Here is a 25949-nt window from a genome sequence, read left to right as displayed (position 1 = left end):
AGCGTAGCACGCCTTCGTTCTTGCTTCGGCTTTCCATCACGCCTCCTGCGTGCTAGCCCCTCGTCGCCCGTGGGACCGGCCCTCCGGACTCGGCCCCGGGCAGGAGACGACCCATGAAACATTTCGTGACTTCCTTGATTGCGCTCTGCCTTGCGGGCGCGGGCTCCCTCATCGGCTGCGGCGACGACTCGAACAATACGACCGGCGGCGGCAATGGTGGGGGCGGCGGCAACGGCGGCAACGGCGGCGGCGGCGGCGGCGACGTCGTCATCCCCATCGACGACCTCGGCACCGCGACCGCTGACCTGTACTGCGGGCAGGTCTACTCCTGTTGCACGACGGCTGAACAGGACAAGGCGCTCGAGGGGATCACCCCCAAGCCCCAGAACGAGGCCGAGTGCGCGCAGTTCTTCAAGGGCTTCTATGACATGCTCGTGCTCCCGCGCCTGAAGAAGGCCGTCGGGGCGGGCCGCCTGGAATACGACCAATATCTCGCGGCGAGCTGTCTCGCCAAGCTCGATGAATCCTGCTCTGCGATCAACGGCGATCCTTTCGAGGCAGACGCCGAATGCCAGAGCGTCTTTCTCGGCAAGGTGGCCGACGGCGGCGATTGCAGTGGCGATGACGAGTGCGCGAGCGACGACTCCGTGTGCATCGGCGATACCGATACGGAGCTCGGCAAATGCCAGCCGCGTGGCGCGGCCGGGGCGGCGTGCGAGTTCGACGAGGACTGCCTTACCGGTTACTGCAATTTCGCGTCGAGCATGTGCGAGGAGCCGAAGGCCATCGGCGAGGCGTGCAGCGGCTTCGGCGGGTGCAAGGACTCGTATTGTGACAGCATGACGAACGTTTGCACGGCCAAGAAGGCCGACGGCGCGTCCTGCACGGGCCCCGAGGAGTGCGAGGGCAACGACTGCGACATGGCGACGAGCACCTGCACCACGCCCGCGCCGATCTGCGACGGCATGTAGACGCCCCTCGCCCTCGGCGTGGAGCCGTCCTCCACCGAAGACACCTCCCGGGCGACCTGCTAGAGTAGCGCCGCCCGGGAGGGAACCCGGAATCGGAGGCGGACATGGAAGCGGCGCAAGCGAAAATCGGCCTCATTGGCCTCGGGGTGATGGGAGAGAACCTCGCCCTCAACATCGAGCGGCATGGTTTTCCCATCGCCGTCTACAACCGCGAACCCCACAAGGTGGACCACCTGCTCGCGACGCGCGCGAAGGGTCTCCGTTTCGTCGGGGCACACAACCCGGCCGAACTCGCGCGTGCCCTCGAACGTCCGCGCAAGATCATCCTCCTCGTGAAGGCGGGCTCGCCCGTCGATTGGACCGTCGAGCAAATCCGTCCGCACCTCGAACCCGGCGACATCATCATCGACGGCGGCAATTCGTGGTACGAGGACACCGAGCGCCGCCAGCGCGAGCTCGGCGCGTCGGGCATTCGTTTCCTCGGCTCCGGTGTCTCCGGCGGCGAAGAGGGCGCCTTATGGGGCCCCTCGCTCATGCCCGGCGGCGAGCGCGCGGCTTACGAGGAGATCCGGCCGATCTGGGAGGCCATTGCGGCGAAGGTCGACGACGGCCCCTGCGTCACGTACATGGGCCCCGGCGGGTCGGGCCATTTCGTCAAGATGGTCCACAACGGCATCGAATACGGCGACATGCAGCTCATCGCCGAGGCCTATGACATCCTCCACCGCGGCCTCGGCTTCTCCGCCGATCGCCTCGCCGAGGTCTTCGCCCGCTGGAACGAGGGCGTCCTCTCCTCGTTCCTCATCGAGATCACGGCGAAGATCTTCCGCGCCAAGGACCCCGAGACGGGCGCGCCGCTCGTCGACCTCATCCTCGACAAGGCGGGCCAGAAGGGCACGGGCCTCTGGACCTCCAAGGTCGCGCTCGACCTCGGCGTCGCCATTCCCACGATCGACGCCGCCATCATGGCGCGCCTCCTCTCGGGCCGGAACAACGAGCGCATCGAGGCCGCGAGGATCCTCGAAGGCCCCCGGACCGGCGCGTTCCAGGGCGACGAAAACGAGATCGTCGCGGCCGTGCACGACGCTTTGTATGCCGCGAAGATCTGCTCCTACGCGCAGGGAATGGCCCTCCTCCGCGCCGCCTCGGACACCTTCCACTGGGACCTGCCGCTCGGCGAGATCGCGCGCATCTGGAAGGGCGGCTGCATCATCCGCGCCCAGTTCCTCGACGGCATTCGCGAGGCGTACGCGAAGCGCGCCGATCTGCCGAACCTGCTCCTCGACGATCGGTTCCGCGAGGCCATGGCAAAGTCGCAGCCGGGCTTCCGCAAGGCCGTCGCGTTCGCGCAGGGCCTCGGCATTCCTTGCCTCGCGTTCTCGTCGAGCCTCGCCTATTACGACAGCTACCGCTCGTCGCGCCTCCCGCAGAACCTGACCCAGGCCCAGCGCGATTATTTCGGCGCCCATACCTACGAGCGCATCGACAAACCCGAGCTCGGCGCCGTGCACACCGACTGGCCCTCCCTCGTCGGCTGAGACGGCGATCGGGGGGGTCCCCGCGTCCGTCCGTTCGTCCCGCCGCTCGCTTTCGCTCCTCCCCGCTCGCCCGCCTGCCTGCTCGCTCCCCATAGCGGCCGCTCGGCTGCCCCGGAAGGCAGCAACGTCGCCCCCTCGATTCCCATCGAATGCTGCTGGATGCGCCCGCGGCGCGCTCGCCGTGCGGACGTCCGAGAAGGCACGAGGATGGCGGCTCTCTTTCGTCCCTGGACCAATACGGCCTTCCGGATCGCGCTCATCGGCCTCGTGGGCGGCGCCGGCGCGCTCCTCGTCACGCCCATGATCTGGGTGCGCACGCCGAACTGGCGAAGGCAGTTCGATCAGGTCGACCAGCCGGTCGAGTTCGATCACCGGCACCACGTGCAGGACGACGGGATCGATTGCCTCTTCTGTCACAGGGAGGCGACCGTATCCTCCACGGCCGGCATCCCCTCGACCGACCTCTGCATGGGTTGCCACAACCAGGTCTGGAACAAAAGCCCCATGCTCGAGCCCGTCCGGCGGAGCTACTTCTCGGGTTTGCCCATCCCGTGGAATCGCGTCCACGACGTCCCCGATTTCGTCTACTTCAACCACGCGATCCACATCAACAAGGGCGTCGGGTGCGTCAGTTGCCACGGGCGCGTCGACGAGATGGGCCGCGTCTTCCAGGTCGCCGATCTGAGCATGAAGTGGTGCCTCGATTGCCACAGGCAGCCGGAGAAGCACGTCCGGCCGCTCGATCGCGTCACCGACATGACCTGGAGGGCCGCGGATCAAAGCACCCTCGGGCCCTACCTGGTCCGCGAATACGGCGTTCGAAGCGTCACCAACTGTTCGGCCTGCCATCGATAGGAGAGCACCTTTGGGCAACGACGTACGCGCGCTCTGGGAGAAGATCCTCGCAGGCAAGACGGGCCGCGATTACTGGCGCAGCCTCGCCGAGCTCGTCGCCGAAGGGGCGCCTCCGGAGGACAGGCAAAGGGAGTTTCCTGAAGGGGCGGACGAGCGCCCGGACGAACCCTCGCGCAGGAGCTTCCTGAAGCTCCTCGGCGCCAGCATGGCGCTCGCGGGCGTCACGGGGTGCGTCAAGGATCCCGTCGAGAAGATCCTGCCGTACACGATCCGTCCGCCCGAGGTCACGCCGGGTCTGTCCAGGTATTACGCGACGAGCATGACCCTCGACGGACTCGCGACGGGCCTGCTCGTCGCGAGCCGCGAAGGGCGGCCCCTCAAGATCGAGGGCAACCCCGAGCATCCGGCCAGCCTCGGCGCGGCGGGCGTCCTCGAGCAGGCGTCCATCCTCGGCCTTTACGATCCCCACCGCGCGCGGGCCATCACCCGCCTCGGCGCGCTGCAATCGTGGGATGCGCTCGCGACGGAGCTCGCACGTCCACGCGCCGATCGGGGGGCCGGGCTCCGCATTCTGATCGAGCCCACGGCGTCGCCACTCCTCGGGAGCCTGCTCGGCCGCCTCCTCTCGGCCTATCCGGCTGCGCGTATCACCGTGCATTCGGCGATCGACACGGGCGCTGCGGCGCAAGGGTCCACGCTCGCTTTTGGCCGCCCGCTCGTCCCGCAGCTCGACCTCCGGAACGCCTCGGTCATCGTCTCGCTCGATTCGGATTTTCTCGACGGGCAGGGCATGCATTTGCGGCATTCGCGCCATTTCGCCGAGCGCCGCCGCCCGGGGTGGCCCGAGCCCTCGATGAACCGGCTCTACGTCGTCGAGAGCCTGCCGAGCTGCACGGGCACCGTCGCGGATCACAAGCTCCGCCGGAGATCGAGCGAGATTGGCACGTTCGCCGCCGCCCTCGCGGCCGAGATCCTCCTCGGCGGCAAGCCTCCCAAGGCGGTTTCGCCCGAGATCGTCACGGCGCTCCGCCCCTTCCTCGGCCGTGAGGAGCGCGCCCTCGTCGGCGCGATTGCGAGGGACCTCGTCCGCGCGGGCCCCGGCGGCCTCGTCGTCGTCGGCGAGCGGCAACCCGCGCCCGTCCATGCCCTGGGCGCGCTCGTGAATGCCGTCCTCGGCGCCTCCGGCTCCACGGTCTCGATGACCGAGCCCATTCTCTGGAATCCCGGCACGGCCGGGCAGGACCTCACCGCGCTCGTCGCCGACATGCGCGCCGGCGCCGTCGACACGCTCGTCATCCTGGGGAGCAACCCCGTGTACACCGCGCCGGGGGACCTCGATTTCGCCGCTGCGCTCGGCCATGTCCGGCAGAGCTTTTCCCTCGGCCTTCATAGGGACGAGACCGGCGCGCGGACGACCTGGTTCGTCCCGGAGGCACATTACCTCGAAGCGTGGGGCGACGGCCGCGCGGGGGACGGCACCACCTCCGTCGTGCAGCCGCTCATCCGCCCGCTTTTTGGCGGGCGCGCGGCGTCCGAGATCCTCGCGGCCATGCTCGGGGACACGTACCCGAGCGCGCACGCCCTCGTGCGCGACCAATGGCGGACCATGCTCGGCGAGGCCGATTTCGAGGCGCAGTGGGAGGCGACCTTGCGCCGTGGCTCGTTGCCCGGCTCCGAGGCCCCGCGGGTCCAGGCCGAAATCACGCCGCCCGGAATCGTCGCCGCCCTCGCGACCCTCGCTGCCGTGCCCGCGCTCGCGCCCGGTCGGTACGAGCTCGGGTTTTACACCGATCCGAAAGTGCACGACGGCCGCTTCGCGAACAACCCTTGGCTCCAGGAATTGCCCGATCCCACGACGAAGATCACCTGGGACAACGCCGCGCTCATGAGCGTCCGCACGGCGAGCGAGCTCGGCGTCGCGAATGATGACCTCGTCGAAATCACCTTGCCCGGGTTCGATCCGACGATGCAGGTGATCACGACGAGCCCGCCGCCAGCCACGACCGTCGTCTTGCCGGTGTTCGTCATGGCGGGCCACGCCGATCGGGCCATTTCCTTGCGCCTCGGGTATGGCCGCGGCGCGGGGTTGCCCGTCGCCGAGGGGGTCGGGCAAAACGTCCAGCCCCTCCGCCGCCAAGGCCGCTCGTTCCTCGACGGCGCGTCCCTCCGGCCCACGGGCGAGAAACACGTCCTCGCGCAGACGCAAAAACACTGGGAGCTTCACGACCGGCCGATCGCCCTGTCCACGACGCTCGAAGCCTACCGCGACAACCCCGGGTTCACCCGCGGGCAGAAGGGCCCCGTCCTCTCGATCTTGCCCCCGGTCGATTTCAAGGGCGAGCAGTGGGCCATGAGCATCGACATGTCGATCTGCACGGGCTGCAGCGCGTGCGTCGTCGCTTGCCAGGCCGAAAACAACATCCCCGTCGTGGGCAGGGAGGGCGTCCTCCGCAGCCGCGAAATGCATTGGCTCCGGATCGACACCTATCACACGGGCGAAGTCGACGCGCCGGAGGTCCTGCACCAGCCGATGTTGTGCCAGCACTGCGAAAAGGCGCCCTGCGAGTACGTCTGTCCGGTGAACGCCACCGTCCACAGCCCCGACGGCCTCAACGAGATGGTCTACAACCGCTGCATCGGCACGCGGTTCTGCTCGAACAACTGCCCCTACAAGGTGCGGCGGTTCAACTGGTTCGACTGGATCGAGGAGAAGCCCGGCTACAACGCCGACATCCGTACGCTCCAGAAAAACCCCGACGTCACGGTCCGCGAGCGCGGCGTGATGGAGAAGTGCACGTTCTGCGTGCAGCGCATCCGGCGCGCCGAGATCGACGCGAGCATCGAGCGCCGCGCCATTCGCCCGGGCGAGGTCACGACGGCTTGTGAAGCCGCGTGCCCGACGCGCGCCATCCGGTTCGGCTCGCTCGTGCACAAGGAGACCGACATGGTCCGCTGGCGCGACGAGCCGCGCAGCTTCAGCGTCTTGCACGAGCTCGGCACGATTCCTCGCATTCGATACCTCGCCATGATCAAGAACCCGAACCCGGAGGTGGGTTGATATGGCCACGGAGCCGGTCTTCATCGGGCGCCCCACGGACGCCGAGCTCTCCGACCAGCTCCTCTCGACCGCGTGGCGGCCGTGGAGAAGGCTCGGGAAAATCGGCTTCCTCGTCGCCATCCTCGGCACGTTGTCCCTCTTCACCGGGATCACACTCACCGTGATGTACGGCATTGGGATGTGGGGGAACAACATCCCGGTCGGCTGGGGGTTCGGTATCATCAACTTCGTCTGGTGGGTCGGTATCGGCCACGCCGGTACCTTCATTTCGGCCGTGCTCCTGCTCTTCGAGCAGAAATGGCGCACGAGCATCAACCGCTTCGCCGAGGCGATGACGCTCTTCGCCGTGCTCCAGGCCGCGATGTTCCCGGTCCTCCACCTCGGGCGGCCGTGGTTTGCCTACTGGATTTTCCCGTATCCCTCCACGATGGCCGTCTGGCCGCAATTCAAGAGCGCGCTCCCCTGGGACGCGGCGGCCATCTCGACGTATTTCACGGTCTCGCTCGTCTTCTGGTACACGGGCCTCATTCCGGACCTCGCGGCCGCGCGGGATCGCGCGCCCACGCGGGCGAAGCGTTTCCTCTACGGCATCTTCGCGCTCGGGTTCACCGGCGCGTCGAGCTCCTATCGCCATTACCGCGTCGTGTATGGCCTGCTCGCGGGCATCTCCACGCCGCTCGTGCTCTCCGTGCACTCGATCGTGAGCTCGGACTTCGCGATCACGCTCGTGCCCGGCTGGCACTCCACCATCTTCCCGCCGTTCTTCGTCGCTGGCGCCATCTTCTCGGGGTTCGCCATGGTGCTCACCCTGGTGATCCCGGTGCGCAGCCTGTTCCGGCTGGAGAACGTCATCACGAAGAGGCACCTCGACAACCTCGCCAAGATGGTCCTCGTGACGTGCTGGGTCGTCACGTATTCGTACATCCTCGAATTCTTCATCGCGTGGTACAGCGGCGACGAGTACGAGATCTACCAGTTCTTCGAGGCGCGCCCGTTCGGGCCCTGGGCCTGGATCTTCTGGATGATGATCATCTGCAATGCGGTGGTCCCCCAGATCTTCTGGTCCAAGAAGGCGCGGACGAACCTCGGCGTGCTCTGGGCCGTCTCGCTCCTCGTCAACGTCGGCATGTGGGCCGAGCGCTTCGTGATCATCGTCATGGGCCTGCAGCGCGATTACCTGCCCTCGGCCTGGGACGTGTTCGTCCCGACGTACGTCGACTGGGCCATCTTCCTCGGCACCATGGGGTTCTTCCTGCTGCTCTTCCTGCTCTTCTTGCGCTTCGTCCCGTTCGTTCCGCTCGCCGAGGTGAAGGAGCTCAAGCACGAGCTCTCGCACGAGGAGGGACATTAAAATGCGGAAGACGCGACAGGGCGGGATCGTGGGCGCGTTCGACACGCCCGAGGCGATCATCCGGGCGGCCCACGAGCTCCGCAAATCGGGCTACCGCAGGCTCGAAGGGTACACGCCCTATCCGCTCCTCGACCTCGAGCGGGCCATCGGGCGCGGGCGCTCGCGCATCGGGTTCGTGGTATTCCCGTTCGCCATCGCGGCGGCTGCCGTGGCCTACCTCGTGCAATGGTGGACGAACGCCGTCAATTACCCCCTGAACTCCGGCGGGAGGCCCGCGCATGCGCCGCCCGCCTTCGTCCCCGCCACCTTCGAGATGGCCGTGCTCTTCTCGGCGCTCGCGGCCTGCGTCATCCTCGCCCTCTGGTCGGGCTTGCCGGCCCTCTGGCAGCCGATCTTCGAGGTGCCCGGCTTCGACCGCGCCAGCATCGACAAGTTTTTCCTGGCCATCTCCGACCGCGACCCCGCCTTCGACCGCGAGGCGACCGCGCGCAGGCTCACGGAGCTCGGCGCGACCCGCATCGAGCTGCTCGGAACGCATCCGGCGACCGACGCCGAGCTCGACGAGCGGCTCAATGGAAAGGGGGGAGCGGAGTCGTGAAGCTCATGGTCATCCCCCCGCCCTTGTTCGTCCTCGCCGCGGGCCCTCTCCTCGCGAGCTGCAACAGCTCGGGCACCGAGCGTGATTTCGAGCGCATGGTGAACCAGGCGCATTACGAGTATTATGAGGAGACCTCGTTCTTCGAGGATCGCCGCGTCATGCGCGAGCCGCCCCCGGGCACCGTCCCGAACGACCGGCGGCTCGGCCCCTCCGAGATTCTGCACGGAACGGCCTCCGGGAAATTCGTCGAGGCCATTCCGGTGCCGCTCTCGCGGCCGAGGATGGACGAGGGCCGGAAGCGTTTCGAAGTCTTCTGCGCGCCCTGCCACGGCGTGGGCGGCGACGGCGTGAGCGTCGTCGCGCACAACATGGAGCTGCGCAAGCCGCCGAGCCTCGTCGCGGCGCCGGTCCTCGAGTACCCCGCGGGGCGCATCTACCAGGCCATTGCCCAGGGCTATGGGCTCATGCCCTCCTATGGCCAGGACTTCAGCGTCGAGGCGCGCTGGGCCATCGTCGCCTACGTGCGCGCGCTCCAGCTTCGTACGAATGGCGTCGCCGTCGACGCGCTGCCCGAGCCCGTCCGCGTGCGGATGCAAAAGGAGCTTCGATGAACCCCGAACCCAGCATATTCACCGGAGGAGGTCGGCTCATCGTGGGAGGCGTCCTCGCTTTCCTCGCCGGCGCCATCGCGCTCGTCGTGGGAGGCGCCGCGCACGGGCGGGACGCCTTCTACGCGTACCTCTCGGCCTATACGTGGCTCGTCTCGCTCCTCGTCGGCGGGCTCATTTTCCTGATGATCGTCCACGCGATGGACGCGAAATGGCCCGTCGCCCTCCGCCGTGTCGTCGAGGGCGTCACGGGCGTCCTGCCGCTCGCGGTGATCGGGTTCATCCCCATCGCCGTCGGCGTCTCCACGATCTATCCCTGGACGTCGCCGTCGGCGATCGTCGATCACGAGGCCCAGCGGCTCGTCGAGCACAAGCTCCCGTACCTGAACACGCCGTCGTTTTTCGTGCGCGCGTTCCTGTACTTCGGCGTATGGCTGGGGACCTCGTATTTCCTCCGTCGCTGGTCCTTGCGCGGCGACTGGGCCCCGGAGACCACGGACAAACCGCGGTTTCGCGCGTTCTCGGCGCTCGGGCTGCCTCCGGTCGCGCTCGCGTTCACGTTCGCGGGCTTCGACTGGCTCATGTCCCTGACGCCCACCTGGTATTCGACGATGTTCGGGGTGTACTGGTTCGCCGGCGGATTCCTCGGCGCGATCGCGCTGCTCGTGCTCGCGACCTACGGCCTGCAGCGCGGGGGCATGCTCACCCGGGTCGGCAGCTCCCATTATTATGCGCTCGGCCGGCTCCTGCTCGCGTTCACGATCTTCTGGGCGTACATCGCGTATTTTCAGTTCTTCTTGATCTGGATCGCGAACAAGCCTCACGAGGCGGCGTTTTATGCGCCCCGCATGAAGGGCGAATTCGCCTCCCTGAGCATCCTCGTCGCGGCGGGCCGCTTCGTCGTCCCGTTCTTCGCGCTCTTGCCCTACCGGATCAAGCAGCAGCCGGGCACGCTCGTGCCGATCGCGATCTGGATCCTCGTCATGCACTGGGTCGACATGGAATGGCTCGTCATGCCGTCCGTGCGCACCGAGGGCCCCGTCGTGCATTGGCTCGACGTGGCCGCGCTCGTCTGCGTCGGCGGGGCCGCGCTCGCGTTCGGCACGTTCCGCCTGCGTGGCCGCCCGATCGTCCCGAAGAACGATCCCTCGCTCGAAACCGCCTTCCGGTACGGGAGCGTTTGACATGAGCCATTCCGCAGATCCCAAGCGCCACGGATTCGTGAAGCAGGAGGAGGACGTCCTCCCGCCGCGCCTGATCCTGTATGCCGTCCTCGGTTCCATCGCGTTTGCCTTCGTGCTCTCGGGGATCTCCTACGGCATTCAACGGTCCCGTGAGGCCGCGCTCCGGCCCTCCGGCGTCTATCCCGAGATGAAGCTCGGGCCGATCGAGGAGCGCTCGAACGTGCACGAGGAGCTCTTCTCGAACCTCGGGCAGGGGCAGGTCCTCGAACGCAAGCAACGTCAATCGCTCCAGCAATTCGAATGGCTGGGCGAGGATCACAGGAAGGTGCGGGTCCCGGTGGACGTGGCCATGGACCTCGTCGTGAGCGGCGTGGGTCGCTGACGGCATTGAAGGAGCGCCGCGCCCTCGGGGGGCGACGCTCGGGGGGAGCATTCGGTGAGACGATTCGGTTGGGCCATGGCCCTCTCCATGATGCTCGCGGGCGCGCCGGCGGACGCCGCGGAGGAGACACGCGCGCTCCCCGTGGCCGCGCAACAGGCGGACGTCGACGAGCGCCTCGGCGCCTTTGTCCCGCGTGATATCGTCCTGCGCGACGAGCGCGGCGAAGACGTGAAGACGGGCGAACTCCTCGCGGGCGACGTCCCCGTGGTCCTCGTGCTCGCGTATTACCGCTGCCCGATGCTCTGCCCGCTCCTGCTCACGGGCGTCTCGAAGGGCCTCGCGGAGGCGGGATATACGCCCGGCGAAGACTATCGGCTCGTCACGGTCAGCATCGATCCGGAGGACACCCCGACCGACGCCGCGAAGCGCAGGGACGCGCTCGCCGAAAAACTCGGCGCGAAGCCCTCGAATCTCAGGTTCCTCGTGGGGACGGCCGAGGCGACGCGCGCCGTGGCGGACGCCGTGGGCTTCCGGTATGGCTACGACGCCTCGACGGATCAATATGCGCACCCGGCGGTCGTCACCGTGCTCGCGCCGGACGGGCGCATCTCGCGGTACCTCTACGGGCTCGAGCCTTCTTCGCGGGATCTCCGTCTCGCCCTCGTCGAGGCCGCCGCGGGCAAGGTCGGCACGATCGTCGATCGTGTGCTCGTCACCTGTTATCGCTACGACCCGGCGACCCGACGCTATGGCCCGTACATCACCGGGTTTCTCCGGATTGGATCGCTCCTGATTCTCTGCACGGTCGGAACGACCCTGGGCATGTTGTGGCGCCGAGATCGGCGCCGGGGACGAGGGGGTGAGCCCCGATGAACGAGCTACTCCGTACGCTCCTGTTTTTGCCGCGGCAGGCGTCCACCATCGCCGAGGAGATCGACACACTCCATTATTTCGTCATCATCATGACGATGGGGGGCGCCTTGCTCGTGACCCTCATCGGTGGGTATTTCCTGGTCCGCTACCGCCGCACGGCCGTCCAGAAAGAGCCCGCGCGGCGCATGCCCGGGACGACGCCGGCGATCTGGCTCGAAGTCGTGGTCGTGGTCGGCCTCTTCGGCATGTTCATCGCCTGGTGGGTGATCGGATTCCGGCAATTCATGGCCATCCGTATCCCGCCGGAGAACGCGCTCGAGATCTACGTCACGGGCAAGCAATGGATGTGGAAATTCGCGTACCCCGAAGGCGCGAGCTCCATCTCGACGCTTTACGTCCCCGCCGGGCGCCCCGTGAAGCTCGTCCTCACCTCGCGCGACGTCATTCACAGCTTCTTCGTCCCGGATTTCCGGCTGAAGCAGGACGTGCTCCCGGGCCGCCTCACGACGCTCTGGTTCGAGGCGAAGGAGCCGGGCCGGCACGACATCTTCTGCACGGAGTATTGCGGCGTCAGCCACTCGACCATGCGCGGCGAGGTCATCGCGCTCTCGCCCGATGAATACGAGCGCTGGCTGCAAGGCCAATCGCCGGGGCCGGCCGTCGCGGGCCCGGTCGACCTGCGCCCGTCGTCCGTCACCGAGTACGCGCCGCCGGAGCCCGTGAGCATGGTGCGTCAGGGCGAACGCGCCGCGGCCGAGCACGGCTGTTTGCGCTGCCATACCCTCGACGGCACGCCGCACCTCGGCCCGACCTTTGCGGGCCTCTACGGCACCATGGTTCCGCTCGAAGCGGGGGGCAACGTGAAGGTCGACGAGGCGTACATCACTGAATCGATGATGGATCCGCTCGCGCGTATCCACGCGGGATACCAGCGCATCATGCCGAGTTACCTCGGCCAGATTCGCCCGGCCGAGACGAGCGCCATCATCGAGCTCGTGAAGAGCCTGCGTGACGTGCGCCCGAAGCCCGGCGCGTCGGAGCCCTGGGGCACGGTCACCGTTCCGGAGTTGCGGGAGGAGGGGCAATGAGCCAAGCGACCATCGACGCCGATTCGAAGCCGGATCCGCTCGGCGTCGGCGCGGATCATCCCGATTATCTGCGCGCCGATAGCGGCCTGCGCTCGTGGCTCCTCACGAAGGACCACAAACGCATCGCGCTGATGTTTTACGTGGGCGTGATCCTCTTCCTCGGGCTCGGCGGCACCTTCGCCCTCGTGCTCCGCACGGAGCTGCTCACGCCCGAGCAGACGTTCATCGACGCGAGCACCTACAACCAGATGTTCACGCTCCATGGAATCACCATGGTCTGGTTGTTCATGATCCCGGCCATTCCGACGGTCTTCGGCAACTTCGTCCTGCCGATCATGCTCGGGGCCAAGGACCTCGCGTTCCCGCGGATCAACCTCGCGAGTTTTTACGTCTACGTCCTCAGCGCGATCATCCTCCTCGGGGCCATGCTCGCGGGCGGCGCGGACACGGGCTGGACGTTTTACGTGCCTTACAGCACGACGTCGCCGACGGCCGTCACCTGGATGGGGATCGGCATCTTCGTGAACGGCATTTCGTCGATCATGACGTCGGTCAATTTCATCGTCACGACGCACACGATGCGCGCGAAGGGCCTGAGCTGGCACCGCATGCCGCTCTTCGTGTGGGCCTCGTACGCGACGAGCATCATCATCCTGTTCGCGACGCCCGTGCTCGGCATGTCGCTCGTCCTGCTCGCGCTCGATCATGCGTTCGGCCTGAGCCTCTTCAATCCTCGGTACGGCGGCGACCCGGTGCTCTTCCAGCACCTCTTCTGGTTCTATTCGCACCCGGCCGTGTACATCATGATCCTCCCCTCGTTCGGGGTGATCAGCGAGGTCGTCTGCTCGTTCTCGCACAACCAGCCCGCGAGCTACCGCGCCATCGCGTACTCCTCGCTCGGCATCGCGTTCATCGGCTTCTTCACCTGGGGCCACCATATGTTCGTGGCCGGGCTCAGCGAGTTCGACGCGGGCGTCTTCGGCGCGCTCTCGATGTTCGTCGCGATCTTCTCCGCGATCAAGGTCTTCACCTGGGTCGCGACGCTGCGCGGCGGCTCGATCAGCTTCGCCACGCCGATGCTGTATTTCCTGTGGTTCCTCTTCCTGTTCGTGTTCGGCGGGATGACGGGCGTGGCCGTGGCGACGCAATCGCTCGACGTGCACTGGCACGATACGTATTTCGTCGTCGCCCACTTCCACTTCATCATGGTCGGCGGGACGCTCACGTCGTTCCTCGCGGCCGCCCACTACTGGTTCCCCAAGATGTTCGGCAGGCTCTACGACGAGCGTGTCGGCCTCTTGACCTCGGTCGCCGTGTTCATCGGGTTCGTGTTCACGTTCCTGCCGCAGTTCCTCCTCGGCAACGGGGGCATGCCGCGGCGGTATTTCACGTATCCCGAGCGATACCAGTGGCTCAACGTGCTCTCGACGGGCGGCGCCTGGCTGCTCGGGGCGGGGCTGCTCCTCGCGCTCGGCAACCTGCTCATCGCGCTGAAATGGGGCAAGCGCGCCGGGCCGAACCCGTGGGGATCGCGCAGCTTCGAGTGGATCACCGCGTCCCCGCCGTCGAAGCACAACTTCGAGGAGACGCCCGAGATCGAGCGTTCGGCCTACGACTACACGCTCTCCGAGGAGGTGGCCCGTGAGCGCGCAAAGGCTCGTTGAGCAATTCGAGTCCCTCGAAAAGCAGGACCACGCCGCGCGGCTCGCGATGTGGATGTTCCTCGGCAGCGAGACGCTGCTCTTCGGGGCCCTCTTCGCCGTCTACGCGTACTACCGCGGGATGTACCCGGACGAGTTCGTCCAGGCGCTCCACCACAACAGCGTGGCGCTCGGGACGACGAACACGGTCGTGCTCATCACGTCGAGCTTCACCGTCGCCCTGGGCGTCCATTTCATTCGCGAGAACAAGGCCCGCCTCACCGCGGGCCTCTTCGTCGTGTCGACCCTGTTCGGCGCCGTCTTCCTCGTGGTGAAGGGCATCGAGTACGCCCACCACATTCACGAGAACGCGCTCCCGAGCGGGATGTACACGTTCATCGACAAACCGCCGGCCGGCGTGGTCCTCGGATACACGCTCTACTGGTTCATGACGGCCCTGCACGGCCTGCACGTGATCGCCGGCATGATCATGCTCGCCGTGGTGGCCGTGCTCTGCTTGAAGGGGAGATACGGCGCCCATCGCAACGTCGCCGTCGAGAACGTCGGCCTTTACTGGCACCTCGTCGACGTCGTCTGGATTTTCCTCTGGCCCCTCTTCTACCTCACGGATTGAGGCGACATGATCAGCGCGCACGTCACCACACCCAAGCTCGTCGTCTCGTGGCTCGCCCTGCTCGTGCTCACGTTCCTGTCCTTCGGGACGTCGCGCCTGGGCCTCGGGGAAGCCGAGCTCGTCATCGCGCTCGCGATTTCGGTCGTGAAGACGCTCGTCGTGCTCTTCATCTTCATGCACCTCGTCGAGCAGCGCTTCGCGAACCGGCTCATCGTCATTCTGACGTTCCTGTTCATCGTGCTGCTCGTCACGCTCACGGTCGCCGATCCCCTGACGCGCAAGACGTTCCCGCCGCGGCCCGATCCCGCCGCGAGCCCCTATCCCTGAGGCGCCGGATTCATTCCTCGTCCGCCCGTATCCAGCGCGGCGGCTCGCCCTCCTCGGGCAAGCGGGGCAGGATCTCCTGCGGGTGGAACGACGCCTTGTAACGCAAGGACGGGCAACCCGCGACGCGATACCCGAGATAGACGTACGGTTTGCCCTGGGCGCGGGCGATCTCCACGATCGTGAGCACGTTGCCCACACCGGGCGAGCGCCACGCGTAGGCGGGGTCGTAAAAACAATACACCGCGCTCCAGGCCTGCGGGGTCTCGTCGCAGATCCCGATCGCCACGAGGCGCCCGTCGGCCTCGTCGTCGTAATACGCGACCTCCCGCGCGGACGGGTGCGGGAACGCGAATTGATAGAAATAATCACGCGAGGAGAGCTTGCCCGGCGTCCATTCGCGCGCAAGCTCCCGGTCGCCGTGCCACGTGTGATAGAGGGCGAGCCGCTCCGCGTCGACGCGCGGCGGCCCGACGACGACACGAAACGCAGCGCCGCGATTGCGCGCGCGGCGCTGGCTGCGGCTCGGCTTGAACTCGTCCGCGAGGATCCGCGTCGGCACGCACGCCGCGCAGGAAGGGCACACGGGGCGGAAGTAATCAGGGCCGAAGCGGCGGACGCCGCGTTCGAGCAGGGTGTCGAGCTCCTCGGGGTCGACGTCGAGCAGGATGTGATGTTCGAGCGAGGCGCGCTCCGGCGGGATGTACGAACAAGCGCGCGGCGGTTCGACGATGTGCTGGATAAGGCGGGCCATGGACGCGGTCGAGCTCGCGTGCAGTGTCGCACGGACGGATGGTGCTCCACCAGAGGCTGGTCACGCGAGGACGCAGAACCGTTCGAGGGGTCGGAGTTCTGCGAGATCACGCTCCGCGTCCGTTTTCGCGTCGGAGGCCTTTGCCGAGGAAGGCCGCTGCGCGGCCCCGGTGCCCTTCCATGGGTTCTGGGGTGGCGGGCAGGTCCAGGTGAGAGAACGGGTGGCGGGGGTTCCGGTTGTCGCCACGACACGCTTTTCGTACAGGCAGATGCGATATTCACTTTGCGCCGGCGGCGTGCCCGTGCTCCCCCCCGGGATCGGCGAAGCGAGCATCAGCGTGGGTGTGCCTCTCTTCGATAACCGGCGCGGCGGCTGGCTCCTGCAGGTGGCGACCCAGGGCCAGGGCTCGCAGAGGGCGAGCGAGCCCGTGAGCGGTTTCGTTATCGGCGCGCCTGCCATGGCCGGCCATCTCAATCTCTGGGAGACACCGCTGCCGTTGATCCAGTTCACGGGGGCGGCGTCCGCGACCATCCTGCCGCAACTCCCGGACGTTCCCCTGTCGATCGCGTATCTGGGCGGTGTACGCGTCTACGCTCTTTACACGAAGCACGCGCAAGCGAATTTGGGGGTCACGATCGGCGGCAGCAATGCCTTCGTCAACGTCGTGCCCTCGCTCGCGTTCCGATGCAGCGATCTCGCGCTATGGGGTTCCAGGATGGCCATTGGCTTCGAGGCTCGCTCCCCCATCGAGCTCTCGGAGGGTCAGGCCTTTCGATGGAGGCTCTGGGGCGCCTTGACCCTCGCGCTCGACAAGGTCGACGAAGGCAGGAGCGACCGCGCGCACGGCGCGCAAACGCGCTCCCGCATCGACCTGGCTCGTTCCTCCCCGGAGGTCGCCCCGCCTGCCCAAACGGCCTGGGAGACGACGTTGTGATCACGTCCGCTCCTTCAGGGGATCGCCCAGACTCGACGGCAATCGCGGCGTATTCCATCCATCCATCCGGTCACATTTTCTTTTGTCCGACTTTCGTAGCTGAATTTTGACATCCAAACACGCTCCTTTTCACTTTGCGTCAACCCGTCCTCGTCCAGATGGGCGGGAAATTCATGAAACTCGGCGCACTTCTCGACGCTGCTCAGCATGTATGCCGCGAGCCATGGAGGGGCTGCGCACGACATGCCGTGTGCCAAGGTAGAATACATGTTGATATGGCCATCGATGGTCTCGCATACGTAGGCATTCTGCAACGTCTCTCGCACCCTGCATGCCTGGACCTCTCGCCGGAGAGCCTCGACCTTGGCCACCTCCTCCGGCGCGGCGTCTTGCGTCACGACGACGGGCGGGGCGATCTGCTCCTTCGCGAGCTGTCGCAATTCCTTTCGACACGCCGCGATCTCTTTCTTTACCTCCTTCGCGGAGACAGGCTCCACGCTCTTCGATCGGGCCGCTGGCCTTCGCTCCCGGGTCGCCCAGCCGACCAGCACGCCACCGCCGAACACGAGGCCGACCACGGTCAGCGCGACGAGGAGCCGAAGGACGAGGCCAGCACGTTCGGGGTGCTCGCTCATAGGGGCACCTCCTCGCGCTTGCGCGGTTTGGACCCATTCACCCCCGGCGGGTACTGCGGGGGCGTCTCGGTGCACGTGAAGACGAACTCTTTCAATCGACGGAGCAGCTCGTCCTCCGTGAGCGTCCGATGGATCCGGATCGCCTCCGCGACGAGGCTCGATGGCTCCTTCGTGAGCTCGTCCGCGCCAGAACCGGGTGGAACGTCTGCAAACACGGCGCAGCGCTCGAAGTTCTCCTCGACGAGATCCGCGGCCCGCGATTTGGGCCCGCACATCAAGCCATCCTTGGGCAAGGCCAGGAGCGCGTGGAATTGACGGGCCGCGGCGACGCAGACCTCCGCGCTGGTCAAGAGTTCGCGCCTCTTGCATTGCGAGAGCTCCCCTTCCAGCGCCTCGACGGTGGCTGGCCTCTCGCCCGCATCTCGGTTCCCGTCCTCGGGAGGAGCCGCGGCGTCCGAGGGGGTCGCTCGGGTTTTCGAACGTGCCGCCAGTTTTTCCTGACACGCCGAAAGCTCTGCCTGTGTCGTGCGATCCGCAGGCGGTCCCGCGGGCTTCTCCGCGGCACCCAATGGGCTTTGTTCCGGAATCGACCTGCCAGCGAAAATGCCAGCACCGAACACAGGAACCAACAGAACGGCCGCTGCAAGGAGAGGAACCGAGGGACGCGGCTTCTTGGCACCTTCCGTCATGGGTCGACCTCTTACGCCCGTGCGGAGATTCACACGTTTGACGCGTGCCAGTCAAGGGAACATGCCGTACACACACGCGTAGGGTAGCGCGCGACGTGCCCACGTCGGCCCGGAATAGCCGCTGCGACGAAGCGAGGCTCGACGGCGGAGCCGTCAGGGGAGCGTGCCGATGAGCTGCACGCCGCCCGCGTCCTTCGCGAGCTGCGGCGTGATGATGATAGTCAGCGGAGGCGGCTGGGGACGACAGGCAAATCCGATCAGGACTCCACCCAAGGACAGGGAGCCGAGGATACCACCCGCAACGGCGACCCACGTCCATGTCGTTGCGCTCGACTTCGACTCCGCGTTGTTCGCGAAGGCGAGACCCATCCCGAGCCCAATGATCCCCAAGCCCACCCCGACGCTGCTGGCCATCATGAGGTTCTTGGGCCACGTGGGCGGGTCGTTCGTCGGCGGTCTCGAGATATATGCGTGGACCGAAGTTTTCATGGGCGTCGCCGGGAACGCGACGTAGTGATTTTGGACCCGCTGCTGCATCGCGATATCGAGGCCCTGGGCTTCGTGGAGGAGCCGCAGCGCCGACGGGAAGAACAAGTCTTGCGCTCGATTTGTCGCGTACGACGAGTCCGGGATTTCGAGGGGCTCGGGCTTGAGAGGCTCCAGGGAGGGCTCGTCCGCCAGCGCCGAGGACGAGACGGAAACCACGAGGAGGACCGTGCTTGCGAGCCGTAGGTACTTCATGCGGCCCAACCTACACCCTGGATCCTCGGTCGGTCAAGACGAACCCCTCTCCTCGGACGAACCATGGATGGTCGTGGGCAAACGCCTGGTTCGTCCAGGACCCAGGGCCTTCCCCTTGACCGCGGAACCATCACGGGATCGCGCCGGTGAACTGCACGCCGCCCCCATCCTTGGCGATCTGCGGTGTGATGATGACGTTCGGCGGAGCGGGATCGGGACGGCTGGCAAGCCCGATGATCAAGCCTGTTAGGGAAAGCCCTACCAGGCCACCACCCGCGTACGCGAGCCCCTTCCCTGTTGTCACGGTTCCGTCGTCCGGTGCGTTTACGTTCATGATCAACCCGGTGACGAGCCCCACGACCCCCAAGCCCATCCCGACGCCGCTGGCAATCATGAGGTTCCGAGGCCACGTGGGTTGAGCATCCTTCGAGCCGCTCGAGAGGTTCGCATGGATGCGGATGTTGATCGGCGCCGCCGGAAACGCGACATAATGACTTTGGATCCGCTGCTGCATCGCGATATTGAGGACCTTCTGCTCTCCCGCCTTGAGCTCGACGGTCGTCTCGTTGAAATAATACCCGTCGGCGATCGCCTTGATGGTGTGCTTTCCGGGCTCCACGTAAAACTCCTCGGCAAAGGGCCAATCCGTGACCTGCTCGCCATCCACGGTGAGGCGAACGCCGGGGATGTTGACGCGCGGGAGGATCGTCCCGAGCCGAGCCTTTACGGCCTTGTGGACGGCATGGATCTCTTCGTCCGTATGTACGGTCCTGTCCTTCGCGTATCCAAGGGCCAGGACCTCGGCCAGGTTCCGAGCGGCCGGCAGGTAGAGACCCATGCGAGCCTGGGCAAACGCGAGCTCGGTTTGCACGTCGGAGAGGCGCTGGCGATCGTAGGCGTCCTGATACTTGTCGAGCGCCGCCTGCGCCTTCCCTTCCTTTTCGAGGGCCTGGGCTTCGCGGAGGAGCCGCATCACCGCCGGGTAGAACAATTCGTGCGCTCGAGCTGACGCGTACGACGAGGGCGGGATGTGGATGAACTCGGGCTTGGGAGGCTCCGGAGAGGGCTCCTCCGCCCGCGCCGAAGAGGACATGGAAACCACGAGGAGGACCGTGCTTGCGAGGTGTCGGTGCTTCATGCGGCACAACGTACACCCCGGATCGTCGGTCGGTCAAGACGAACCATCTCCGCGGACGAACTCTGGATGTTCGCGGGCAAACGCTTGGTTCGTCCAGGACCAACGTCCTTCACGTGCCGGGCTTCCCTCCGAAGGTTCGACATCGTCCGTCGGTCGGTGCGCACCCTCGGCCAACGTCCTGCATCACCCCCGGAAGGTCGTCGTCGTTCCTGTCCCTTCGTCGGATTCGTCCGGGGCTCGTCCTCGAAACCGCCTCCACGCTCTCGCAACGCGCCCGAATCCGTGGCCCGCCCGATTCCCCTTGGTTGGAACGTCCCCCACCTCCGCGCCGAGGTCGATTCCTCCTTCGCGGAACGCGCGCGGAGCCGTCTCTCGAGTCGTTCCCCTTTGTCGGAACCCCCTCCGCCTCGCCTCCGGGAAGCTTCCCCTTTCTCGCAACGCCGATCGCGGCCGCACCCGAGCCTTTTCCCACGCCGTGCAAGGCGCCGGGATCCGCTTCCGGGGACGTTCCCATCTTTGGGAACGTGCCCCGCCACGGGAGGGGGCGCGTTCCCACGTTCGGGAACGAGCGTTTCGTTGTTTCCGGGGGGCTTCCGAGGGTTGCGTACGCGGAGGAGAGGACGTGCGCCCGCGCTGCGACATCTCGATCCGGACGAGCCGATCCACAAGCGCACCAAGAAAGAGCGCGACGACCTGATCCTCGAGGCCGTCCGAAGGCTGTCCTCTCCCGCAGGAAGGGAAGGCGTCAGGGGGGCGACGTTCGCCGCGCCCTCCTCCTCGATGCACGAGGCCGGCGGACCATCACACCCATCACTCGTACAGGCAAATCGGCTTCTGGAACCCGAGCCATGTGCCGCAGTCCTCGGGACACGTGCAGATGTCCTCGTAGGGACCACAAAGACCATTGCCGCAAGCATCGCAGTCCGCCGGGCACGAGGAGGCGGACTCCTTCTGGCCGCAGGTGCCATTTCCGCAGATGTCGCAGTCGGCCATACAGCTCGCTTGGGTCTCCTTGGGCCCACAATAGCCATTCCCGCAGGAGTCACAGTCCTTGAGGCAGTTTTGCATGTTCTCTCCCGCCTGACAGACGTTGTCGCCGCAGACGGGGCCATCGAAGACACAACACGCGATCTTGAGGCCGCTCATCGCCGTGTCGTCGCCGGAGCCGCCGCCTTGTGAATCCTCGAAGCGGATGGATAGCCCACAGATCGCGGTCCCGGCCGGACACTCCGTGAAGTCGCTCCACGAGCCCCACGCGTTCGCGCCGGGCACGCTCAGTTGCTCGCCGTTCGTGCAGTGGAATTCGGCGTCCGTGGCGCCGGTGTCGTCCTCGTATTTGAAGGGGCCCCAGGCCGAGCCCTTCGGGCCCTCGCCCCGGAGCCTCGCCATCTTCATGAAATTCGTTCGGTTCGACGTGCTCGTGTTCGTGCAAGAGTCGGGCGTCTTCCACTCGCCCCAGATCCCGTCGTGCGAGATGACGGAGTCGGTGGAGGTCCCGTTTTTCGAGACGCAATGCAGTCGAACCGAGTTGAGGGCCGTGTCGTCGTCCTTCCCGCCGCCCTGCGACCCCTCGGAACGGATGTTGTAGCCGACGGCCCACGTGCCTGGATTGCAGTACATCATCTGCCGCCAGCTCCCCCAGTGTCCACTGCTGACCGTCAACGTCGCGGCGACGTCGGAGCGCGAGGTCGTGCTGGCCTGCTCGGCAGTCCCCACGGCCTCTTCGTCCGAATCGGCTGCGCTGGGATCCGCTTGCTCCACGTCCTCGGATTCCCACGCGGCGTCACTCGGATCGCCATACGCCCCGCAGTTCAATACGAGGGTGAGGGCAAAAAAAGAGGCAAACGTAGAACACGTCGATGATCGCATAGGACCTCCAGGCCACGAAGGATTTCACGTCGCGACCGGGCGGGCCAAATTCAAGCGAGGACAGGATCTCGGGAAAGAACCTCATGGACCTCGTCGACGCCGCGGCGTAGCATCTGCTCGGCGCCTCGCTCAATCCCTCACCTCGCCGACGAAGTAGGTCTCGAGGAGCTGCCAGGCCTGCGGGGAATGGGCCCGCCCGCGTTCCTTGGTCTCGAAGGCCGAGGTGCTCTCCTTGCCGCAGTGGTCGGTGATCGTTCGTGGCGGCGCGGGATGCGCGGAGAGATACTTGGTGACGTCGTACGCCTTGCCGCGGATCACGAGCCAGCAATCCTCGGGGCGGTCGTGGTGCGCAACCTCGGCGCGGCTCAGGAGCCGCGCCTCTCGGGGGGCGACGGGATGCCGGGACTTCTGCGCCGCCAGGCTCACGAGCGTGCTCCAAGCGAGCATGAAGGCGAGCGCGGCGACGAGGACGACACGCCGGGTGTTCATCGCGCCATGCCCTCCTCGGTATGAATGTGTGCCGCGGGTATGCCGCGCGCGCGCAGAGCTCGTCGGAGGGCGTCCACCATGGCGGGCGGACCGGCGAGCATGAGCTCTTTCCCTTCGAGCGAGCCCACGCGTGATTCGATAGCGGGGACCGTCGGCAGCCCGGTCGTGTCCTCGTAAATCGTGTGAACACACATGTTTGGGCGGTCCCGGGTGAGCGTACGGAGATCCTCCAGGTAGAGCGCCGTGCCTTCATTCGCGGCGCAGTAGACGATGTCGATCGAGGGCCCGTCCGCGGCGATGATCGACGCGCGGCCCAGAAACGGCGTCACGCCGATCCCGCCGCCGATCCAGACTTGCGGTCGATTCATGGTTTGCGGGGGAAATAACCCTCCGAAAGGCCCCTGGACGGCGGCCTCCGTGTCGACCGTGGCCTCCTGGATGTGCCGCGTACAGAAGCCCAGCGCTTTGACCGAGACGTGGAGGCGTGGATCGTCGGGATGACCGGTCAGGGTGTAAGGGTGGGACTCGCCGCACGCCTGATAATCGGGAGAGTCGCGCATGGCCAGATACACGAACTGTCCCGCCTCGAAGCGGAGTTTCTTGTCGAGGGGCTCGAGCACGAGATCCACGACCTTCGGTCCGCGGCGCCGCACGCTGGTGATCCGGTAGCGGAGGCCTCGCGACGGCGGGTCTTCCGCGAGGAGGCGATGCGCGAAGCCGAGAACCCCCAGGGCAGCGAGCCCGAGCGCGAGTCCGCCAGCCACCGAGCCGTGGTAGGTCGCAACCAGGTGCCATACCATGGCGCCGTACGCCAGCCCCAGAGCTCGGTGCAATCGACGCCAGCGATGAAACGGTATGCGTTGCGCGACGGTCACGACGAAAAAAACGAGGAACAGGAGCAACGCGAGCCAGCCCGAAAACACGGCCTTGGACGACGGATTGGGCCAGAGGAGACGAAGCGCCGCAGCCGGCTCCACCAGAAAGGTGCCGAGCGCAAGCGTGAGCGGGTGGACGAGGAGCAGCAGGAACCCTGCCACTCCGAGCGCGTGATGGGCCTGGTAGACGTGACCGAGGCCTCGGAACGCCCGATCGAGCCAGGTCAGGCGCAGCATGAGCAGCATCGAGACCGCGAACAGGCCAGCAGCGGCAAACCCCGTGAATCGCGCGAATCCGTGCCAGGTGAGCGCGTCCGCGCCCGCGGAACACGCCCACGTGAGCGCGGGCGTCACCGCAAGGGTGGTGGCAACGAGCACGGGGAACCAGGACGGGAGCTTCAGCACGAGCTCGCCTTTTGCAACCATGAGACCACGCTCGGTACGACGTGTTTTCGGGCAGGAATGTGAAGCGAGCGACCAGGATCATGGCTGCGCGGCCCGTGGGCTGCATGAAACCCCATTTGCGGCGCATCCCGTCGAGCGCCGCTCGCACAGGAGGTCACCGTGGTGGGTATTCGCCCGACATCGCGCAAGAACGTCGCGCTCTCCGCGCCTACGAGGGTGAGCAAGCTCCTCTGGTTCGCTTTCTTCGTCGGCTTGGGTCTTCCGGCGTGCGCGGATGCCGCGTCTGCGCCATTGGCGCCGGCGAGGTTCAAGGAAGGGATCGGTCCCCTCGCCAAGGAACGCTGCGACGGCTGCCACGAGCGAATGCCGGGCGGAGCGATGAGCGTCTATCGCAACGCGAGAGCCCGCGTCACGCCAGGTGATCCCGGGGCCAGCCCCTATTACACCGTCCCGATGGGCGGGGGCCATCCTGTCTCCTGGGGAGACTCCGCCTCGGCGGTGCACGCGTGGATCGAAGCGGGGGCGCCCGAGTAGCGGGCGCTCTCTCAGCTACCGCCCGGCGAGGAGCTGTGCGATAGTCGCGCTGCGCATGAGCCAGACGAAAACGGACGCACTTTCCCTTGGCGCGGCTGTCGTGTTGCTTCTCCTGCCACAGCGGCCGCCGCTCTTGCTCGTGGATCGGATCGAGGGGTATTCGCGTACGCCGCGCCCCACGCTGCACGCGTCGCGCGCGGTGAGCGTGAACGAGCCGTTTTTCTCGGCGGAGCTGCCGACGCCGCCCATGCTGCCGCGGGCGCTCGCGCTCGAGGGCATCGTGCAAGCGGCGAACATCCTGCAAATCTTCGTGGCGGTGCAGCGGGATCTCGAAGCAATCGGCCGCAACCCGGTCGAGCTCGTGTCGGCGCTGCGCAACACGGACCTCGGATACCGCCTGGAACCCGGCTTCATGCCGGGCCTCGGCGAGGACATCCTGGCCGCGATCACGATGGCAGGGCCCGCGCGCACGGGCGCGCTCGGCGCGAGCCAGCTCCGCTTCCTGCGCAACATGTTCCCGGGCGACGTGCTGACCTACGAGGTCCGGCTCATCCGCGAGGGCACGGACGTGCAGCATTTCGAGGCCGATGTCGAGGTCCGCGGGCAGACCGTGGCCCAGGGGATGTTTTCGTTATCGAAGGTGGAGGGGATCCTGCGCTGAAGCGCGGGGGCGTCCCTCAGGCCACGCGGCTCCGGTCGTCGCGCGCGCCGGTCGTTCGGGCCGCGTCCGCGCGCGCGAGGGGTTTCGGCCGGCTCTCCGTGCAATCGACGATCTCCCAATCGATCGCCTCGCCGAACGCGCGCCCGAGGCGCTCCTCGACGACACGCTTCGATTCGGGGCTCCGGTCGATGCCGAGGAAGCGGCGCCCGAGGCGCGTGGCGACGCTGAGCGTGGTGCCCGAGCCGCAGAAGGGATCGAGGACGACGTCGCCCTCGTTGCTCGCGGCGAGGAGGACACGTTCGAGCAGCGCCTCGGGCTTTTGCGTCGGATACCCGAGCCGCTCCTTGCCTTTCGCCGCGATGACGCCGACCTCCCAGACGTCCGAGAGCGGCGGGCCTTTCGTCTCCTCGTCCGAGGTGCCCGGCTTGCGGTGCCCCGCGGAGAAGTCGGCGCGTTGCTTTTTCGTGCCAAACGTCTTTTTCGTGGACTCCGCGAGCTCTTCGTATCCGTAGAGCGTGTGGAACGTGTGCTCGTTCGAGGGCTCGCGCGTGTAGAAGAAGAGGACGTCGTGCATGCGCTGGAAGCGGCGCGCGCGGGTGGGCCAGCGGCGGTAGCGCCAGACGATCTCGTTGCGGAAGCACGCGGGGCCGAAGACCGCGTCCATCAGGATCTTGAGGTAATGGCTGGCGGTGGGGTCGCAATGCAAGAAGACGCTGCCCGTGGGGCGGAGGACGCGGCGGATCTCGACGAGGCGGGGCGCCATCATGGCGAGGTAGGCCATCGTGTCGCAATCCCCGAGGAAGCCGTGGAGGCCCGCGAGCGCGCGTCCGACGGGCTCGTCCCGGGCGACGAGGGCCGCGAGCGCGCGCGCGGCGGTCTCGCCCCAGGCCCAGGTGTCGTCGAAGGCGACCGCGCCGGGTTCGTCCGCCGTGACGCCCGTGTAGAGGTGGTAGGTCCTGCCGCTTTGAAACGGAGGATCCAGGTAGACCAGATCGACCGAGGCAGAGGGAATGCGGTCGCGCAGGACGTCGAGGTTGTCGCCGACGAAATACGTGCCGCGGCGCGCGGGCGGGAGGGGCGAAGGGAGGCTCGACATGAAGGGGCGTACGGCTCCTAGCAGG

General features: G+C 66.7%; 26 protein-coding genes. 17 read left to right on the top strand and 9 right to left on the bottom strand.

Annotation, left to right across the window (positions count from 1 at the left end; genetic code table 11):
• The first annotated feature begins 113 nt into the window (after positions 1 to 113).
• The 14 genes from E8A74_RS12370 to E8A74_RS12305 all read left to right on the top strand — a co-directional run bounded on the left by E8A74_RS12370 (position 114) and on the right by E8A74_RS12305 (position 15107).
• Positions 114 to 971 (top strand): hypothetical protein, encoded by an 858-nt coding sequence (locus E8A74_RS12370; RefSeq protein WP_136929182.1) that lies wholly within the window; start codon positions 114 to 116, stop codon positions 969 to 971.
• Positions 972 to 1075: 104 nt separating this feature from the next.
• The gene (gene gndA / locus E8A74_RS12365; protein ID WP_136929181.1) at positions 1076 to 2509 is read left to right on the top strand and encodes an NADP-dependent phosphogluconate dehydrogenase; all 1434 of its coding nucleotides are present in this window, start codon (positions 1076 to 1078) and stop codon (positions 2507 to 2509) included.
• 207 nt (positions 2510 to 2716) lie between these two features.
• Positions 2717 to 3364 (top strand): cytochrome c3 family protein, encoded by a 648-nt coding sequence (locus E8A74_RS12360; protein ID WP_136929180.1) that lies wholly within the window; start codon positions 2717 to 2719, stop codon positions 3362 to 3364.
• Positions 3365 to 3374: 10 nt separating this feature from the next.
• Positions 3375 to 6422, top strand: coding sequence for a TAT-variant-translocated molybdopterin oxidoreductase (locus E8A74_RS12355; protein ID WP_136929179.1), 3048 nt, complete (start codon positions 3375 to 3377; stop codon positions 6420 to 6422).
• Position 6423: 1 nt separating this feature from the next.
• The gene (gene nrfD, locus E8A74_RS12350) at positions 6424 to 7773 is read left to right on the top strand and encodes an NrfD/PsrC family molybdoenzyme membrane anchor subunit (RefSeq protein WP_136929178.1); all 1350 of its coding nucleotides are present in this window, start codon (positions 6424 to 6426) and stop codon (positions 7771 to 7773) included.
• A 1-nt stretch (position 7774) separates the two neighbouring features.
• Positions 7775 to 8371 (top strand): DUF3341 domain-containing protein, encoded by a 597-nt coding sequence (locus E8A74_RS12345; RefSeq protein WP_136929177.1) that lies wholly within the window; start codon positions 7775 to 7777, stop codon positions 8369 to 8371.
• Positions 8372 to 8376: 5 nt separating this feature from the next.
• Positions 8377 to 8982, top strand: coding sequence for a c-type cytochrome (locus tag E8A74_RS12340; RefSeq protein ID WP_232379519.1), 606 nt, complete (start codon positions 8377 to 8379; stop codon positions 8980 to 8982).
• Complete coding sequence (locus E8A74_RS12335) at positions 8979 to 10163, top strand: hypothetical protein (protein ID WP_136929175.1); 1185 nt, start codon at positions 8979 to 8981, stop codon at positions 10161 to 10163. Before E8A74_RS12340 ends, E8A74_RS12335 begins: the two co-directional genes overlap by 4 nt.
• 1 nt (position 10164) lies before the next feature.
• Positions 10165 to 10545: a hypothetical protein gene (locus tag E8A74_RS12330; RefSeq protein WP_136929174.1), complete on the top strand. Its 381-nt coding sequence runs from the start codon at positions 10165 to 10167 to the stop codon at positions 10543 to 10545.
• A 75-nt stretch (positions 10546 to 10620) separates the two neighbouring features.
• On the top strand, positions 10621 to 11418 hold the full coding sequence (locus E8A74_RS12325; protein WP_136929173.1) for an SCO family protein: 798 nt from the start codon (positions 10621 to 10623) through the stop codon (positions 11416 to 11418).
• Positions 11415 to 12506 carry a cytochrome c oxidase subunit II gene (gene coxB / locus E8A74_RS12320; RefSeq protein ID WP_136929172.1) on the top strand — a complete coding sequence of 364 codons (1092 nt, stop codon included), beginning with the start codon at positions 11415 to 11417 and terminating at the stop codon, positions 12504 to 12506. Before E8A74_RS12325 ends, coxB begins: the two co-directional genes overlap by 4 nt.
• A complete protein-coding gene (locus E8A74_RS12315; protein WP_136929171.1) occupies positions 12503 to 14170 on the top strand; it encodes a cytochrome c oxidase subunit I in 1668 nt (555 codons plus the stop codon). Before coxB ends, E8A74_RS12315 begins: the two co-directional genes overlap by 4 nt.
• The gene (locus E8A74_RS12310) at positions 14148 to 14780 is read left to right on the top strand and encodes a cytochrome c oxidase subunit 3 family protein (protein WP_232379517.1); all 633 of its coding nucleotides are present in this window, start codon (positions 14148 to 14150) and stop codon (positions 14778 to 14780) included. Before E8A74_RS12315 ends, E8A74_RS12310 begins: the two co-directional genes overlap by 23 nt.
• Before the next feature lie 6 nt (positions 14781 to 14786).
• Positions 14787 to 15107, top strand: coding sequence for a cytochrome C oxidase subunit IV family protein (locus E8A74_RS12305; RefSeq protein ID WP_136929170.1), 321 nt, complete (start codon positions 14787 to 14789; stop codon positions 15105 to 15107).
• Positions 15108 to 15117: 10 nt separating this feature from the next.
• Here E8A74_RS12305 and E8A74_RS12300 read toward each other — a convergent pair whose 3' ends face one another.
• On the bottom strand, positions 15118 to 15858 hold the full coding sequence (locus tag E8A74_RS12300; RefSeq protein ID WP_136929169.1) for an arginyltransferase: 741 nt from the start codon (positions 15856 to 15858) through the stop codon (positions 15118 to 15120).
• Between the two features lie 268 nt (positions 15859 to 16126).
• On the opposite strand from E8A74_RS12300, the gene E8A74_RS12295 reads away from it, so the two are divergent.
• Complete coding sequence (locus E8A74_RS12295) at positions 16127 to 16792, top strand: hypothetical protein (RefSeq protein ID WP_136929168.1); 666 nt, start codon at positions 16127 to 16129, stop codon at positions 16790 to 16792.
• Between the two features lie 14 nt (positions 16793 to 16806).
• Here the strand turns inward: E8A74_RS12295 and E8A74_RS12290 are convergent, their stop codons facing one another.
• From E8A74_RS12290 to E8A74_RS12260, 7 genes are all read right to left on the bottom strand, one after another.
• Entirely contained in the window at positions 16807 to 17370 is a 564-nt protein-coding gene (locus E8A74_RS12290; RefSeq protein WP_136929167.1) for a hypothetical protein, read from the bottom strand.
• A gap of 53 nt (positions 17371 to 17423) precedes the next feature.
• Positions 17424 to 17777 (bottom strand): hypothetical protein, encoded by a 354-nt coding sequence (locus E8A74_RS12285; protein WP_136929166.1) that lies wholly within the window; start codon positions 17775 to 17777, stop codon positions 17424 to 17426.
• Positions 17778 to 18269: 492 nt separating this feature from the next.
• A complete protein-coding gene (locus E8A74_RS12280) occupies positions 18270 to 18857 on the bottom strand; it encodes a hypothetical protein (protein WP_136929165.1) in 588 nt (195 codons plus the stop codon).
• 130 nt (positions 18858 to 18987) lie between these two features.
• Positions 18988 to 19995: a hypothetical protein gene (locus E8A74_RS12275; RefSeq protein WP_136929164.1), complete on the bottom strand. Its 1008-nt coding sequence runs from the start codon at positions 19993 to 19995 to the stop codon at positions 18988 to 18990.
• A gap of 810 nt (positions 19996 to 20805) precedes the next feature.
• On the bottom strand, positions 20806 to 21864 hold the full coding sequence (locus tag E8A74_RS12270) for a hypothetical protein (protein ID WP_136929163.1): 1059 nt from the start codon (positions 21862 to 21864) through the stop codon (positions 20806 to 20808).
• A gap of 129 nt (positions 21865 to 21993) precedes the next feature.
• Complete coding sequence (locus tag E8A74_RS12265; protein ID WP_136929162.1) at positions 21994 to 22353, bottom strand: cytochrome b5 domain-containing protein; 360 nt, start codon at positions 22351 to 22353, stop codon at positions 21994 to 21996.
• Positions 22350 to 23654: a ferric reductase-like transmembrane domain-containing protein gene (locus tag E8A74_RS12260; protein WP_136929161.1), complete on the bottom strand. Its 1305-nt coding sequence runs from the start codon at positions 23652 to 23654 to the stop codon at positions 22350 to 22352. The genes E8A74_RS12265 and E8A74_RS12260 overlap by 4 nt, the downstream gene beginning before the upstream one ends.
• A 138-nt stretch (positions 23655 to 23792) precedes the next feature.
• Between E8A74_RS12260 and E8A74_RS12255 the strand changes: the two genes are divergently transcribed.
• Together E8A74_RS12255 and E8A74_RS12250 are read left to right on the top strand one after the other, a co-directional pair.
• On the top strand, positions 23793 to 24167 hold the full coding sequence (locus tag E8A74_RS12255; protein WP_136929160.1) for a hypothetical protein: 375 nt from the start codon (positions 23793 to 23795) through the stop codon (positions 24165 to 24167).
• Between the two features lie 55 nt (positions 24168 to 24222).
• Positions 24223 to 24828, top strand: coding sequence for a hotdog family protein (locus E8A74_RS12250; protein WP_136929159.1), 606 nt, complete (start codon positions 24223 to 24225; stop codon positions 24826 to 24828).
• Between the two features lie 16 nt (positions 24829 to 24844).
• Here E8A74_RS12250 and E8A74_RS12245 read toward each other — a convergent pair whose 3' ends face one another.
• Complete coding sequence (locus tag E8A74_RS12245; RefSeq protein WP_170229073.1) at positions 24845 to 25924, bottom strand: DNA-methyltransferase; 1080 nt, start codon at positions 25922 to 25924, stop codon at positions 24845 to 24847.
• Positions 25925 to 25949: the final 25 nt, after the last annotated feature.

The sequence above is a fragment of the Polyangium fumosum genome (assembly GCF_005144585.1).
Classification (GTDB): domain Bacteria; phylum Myxococcota_A; class Polyangia; order Polyangiales; family Polyangiaceae; genus Polyangium; species Polyangium fumosum.
This window is presented reverse-complemented; position numbering and strand designations above follow the sequence as displayed.

Coding starts and splice junctions, on each gene's coding strand:
- E8A74_RS12370 (WP_136929182.1), top strand. CDS start 114: ATGAAACATTTCGTGACTTCCTTGATTGCGCTCTGCCTTGCGGGCGCG.
- gndA (WP_136929181.1), top strand. CDS start 1,076: ATGGAAGCGGCGCAAGCGAAAATCGGCCTCATTGGCCTCGGGGTGATG.
- E8A74_RS12360 (WP_136929180.1), top strand. CDS start 2,717: ATGGCGGCTCTCTTTCGTCCCTGGACCAATACGGCCTTCCGGATCGCG.
- nrfD (WP_136929178.1), top strand. CDS start 6,424: ATGGCCACGGAGCCGGTCTTCATCGGGCGCCCCACGGACGCCGAGCTC.
- E8A74_RS12345 (WP_136929177.1), top strand. CDS start 7,775: ATGCGGAAGACGCGACAGGGCGGGATCGTGGGCGCGTTCGACACGCCC.
- E8A74_RS12340 (WP_232379519.1), top strand. CDS start 8,377: ATGGTCATCCCCCCGCCCTTGTTCGTCCTCGCCGCGGGCCCTCTCCTC.
- E8A74_RS12335 (WP_136929175.1), top strand. CDS start 8,979: ATGAACCCCGAACCCAGCATATTCACCGGAGGAGGTCGGCTCATCGTG.
- E8A74_RS12330 (WP_136929174.1), top strand. CDS start 10,165: ATGAGCCATTCCGCAGATCCCAAGCGCCACGGATTCGTGAAGCAGGAG.
- E8A74_RS12325 (WP_136929173.1), top strand. CDS start 10,621: ATGGCCCTCTCCATGATGCTCGCGGGCGCGCCGGCGGACGCCGCGGAG.
- coxB (WP_136929172.1), top strand. CDS start 11,415: ATGAACGAGCTACTCCGTACGCTCCTGTTTTTGCCGCGGCAGGCGTCC.
- E8A74_RS12315 (WP_136929171.1), top strand. CDS start 12,503: ATGAGCCAAGCGACCATCGACGCCGATTCGAAGCCGGATCCGCTCGGC.
- E8A74_RS12305 (WP_136929170.1), top strand. CDS start 14,787: ATGATCAGCGCGCACGTCACCACACCCAAGCTCGTCGTCTCGTGGCTC.
- E8A74_RS12300 (WP_136929169.1), bottom strand. CDS start 15,858: ATGGCCCGCCTTATCCAGCACATCGTCGAACCGCCGCGCGCTTGTTCG.
- E8A74_RS12295 (WP_136929168.1), top strand. CDS start 16,127: ATGCGATATTCACTTTGCGCCGGCGGCGTGCCCGTGCTCCCCCCCGGG.
- E8A74_RS12280 (WP_136929165.1), bottom strand. CDS start 18,857: ATGAAGTACCTACGGCTCGCAAGCACGGTCCTCCTCGTGGTTTCCGTC.
- E8A74_RS12275 (WP_136929164.1), bottom strand. CDS start 19,995: ATGAAGCACCGACACCTCGCAAGCACGGTCCTCCTCGTGGTTTCCATG.
- E8A74_RS12270 (WP_136929163.1), bottom strand. CDS start 21,864: ATGCGATCATCGACGTGTTCTACGTTTGCCTCTTTTTTTGCCCTCACC.
- E8A74_RS12265 (WP_136929162.1), bottom strand. CDS start 22,353: ATGAACACCCGGCGTGTCGTCCTCGTCGCCGCGCTCGCCTTCATGCTC.
- E8A74_RS12260 (WP_136929161.1), bottom strand. CDS start 23,654: ATGGTTGCAAAAGGCGAGCTCGTGCTGAAGCTCCCGTCCTGGTTCCCC.
- E8A74_RS12250 (WP_136929159.1), top strand. CDS start 24,223: ATGAGCCAGACGAAAACGGACGCACTTTCCCTTGGCGCGGCTGTCGTG.
- E8A74_RS12245 (WP_170229073.1), bottom strand. CDS start 25,924: ATGTCGAGCCTCCCTTCGCCCCTCCCGCCCGCGCGCCGCGGCACGTAT.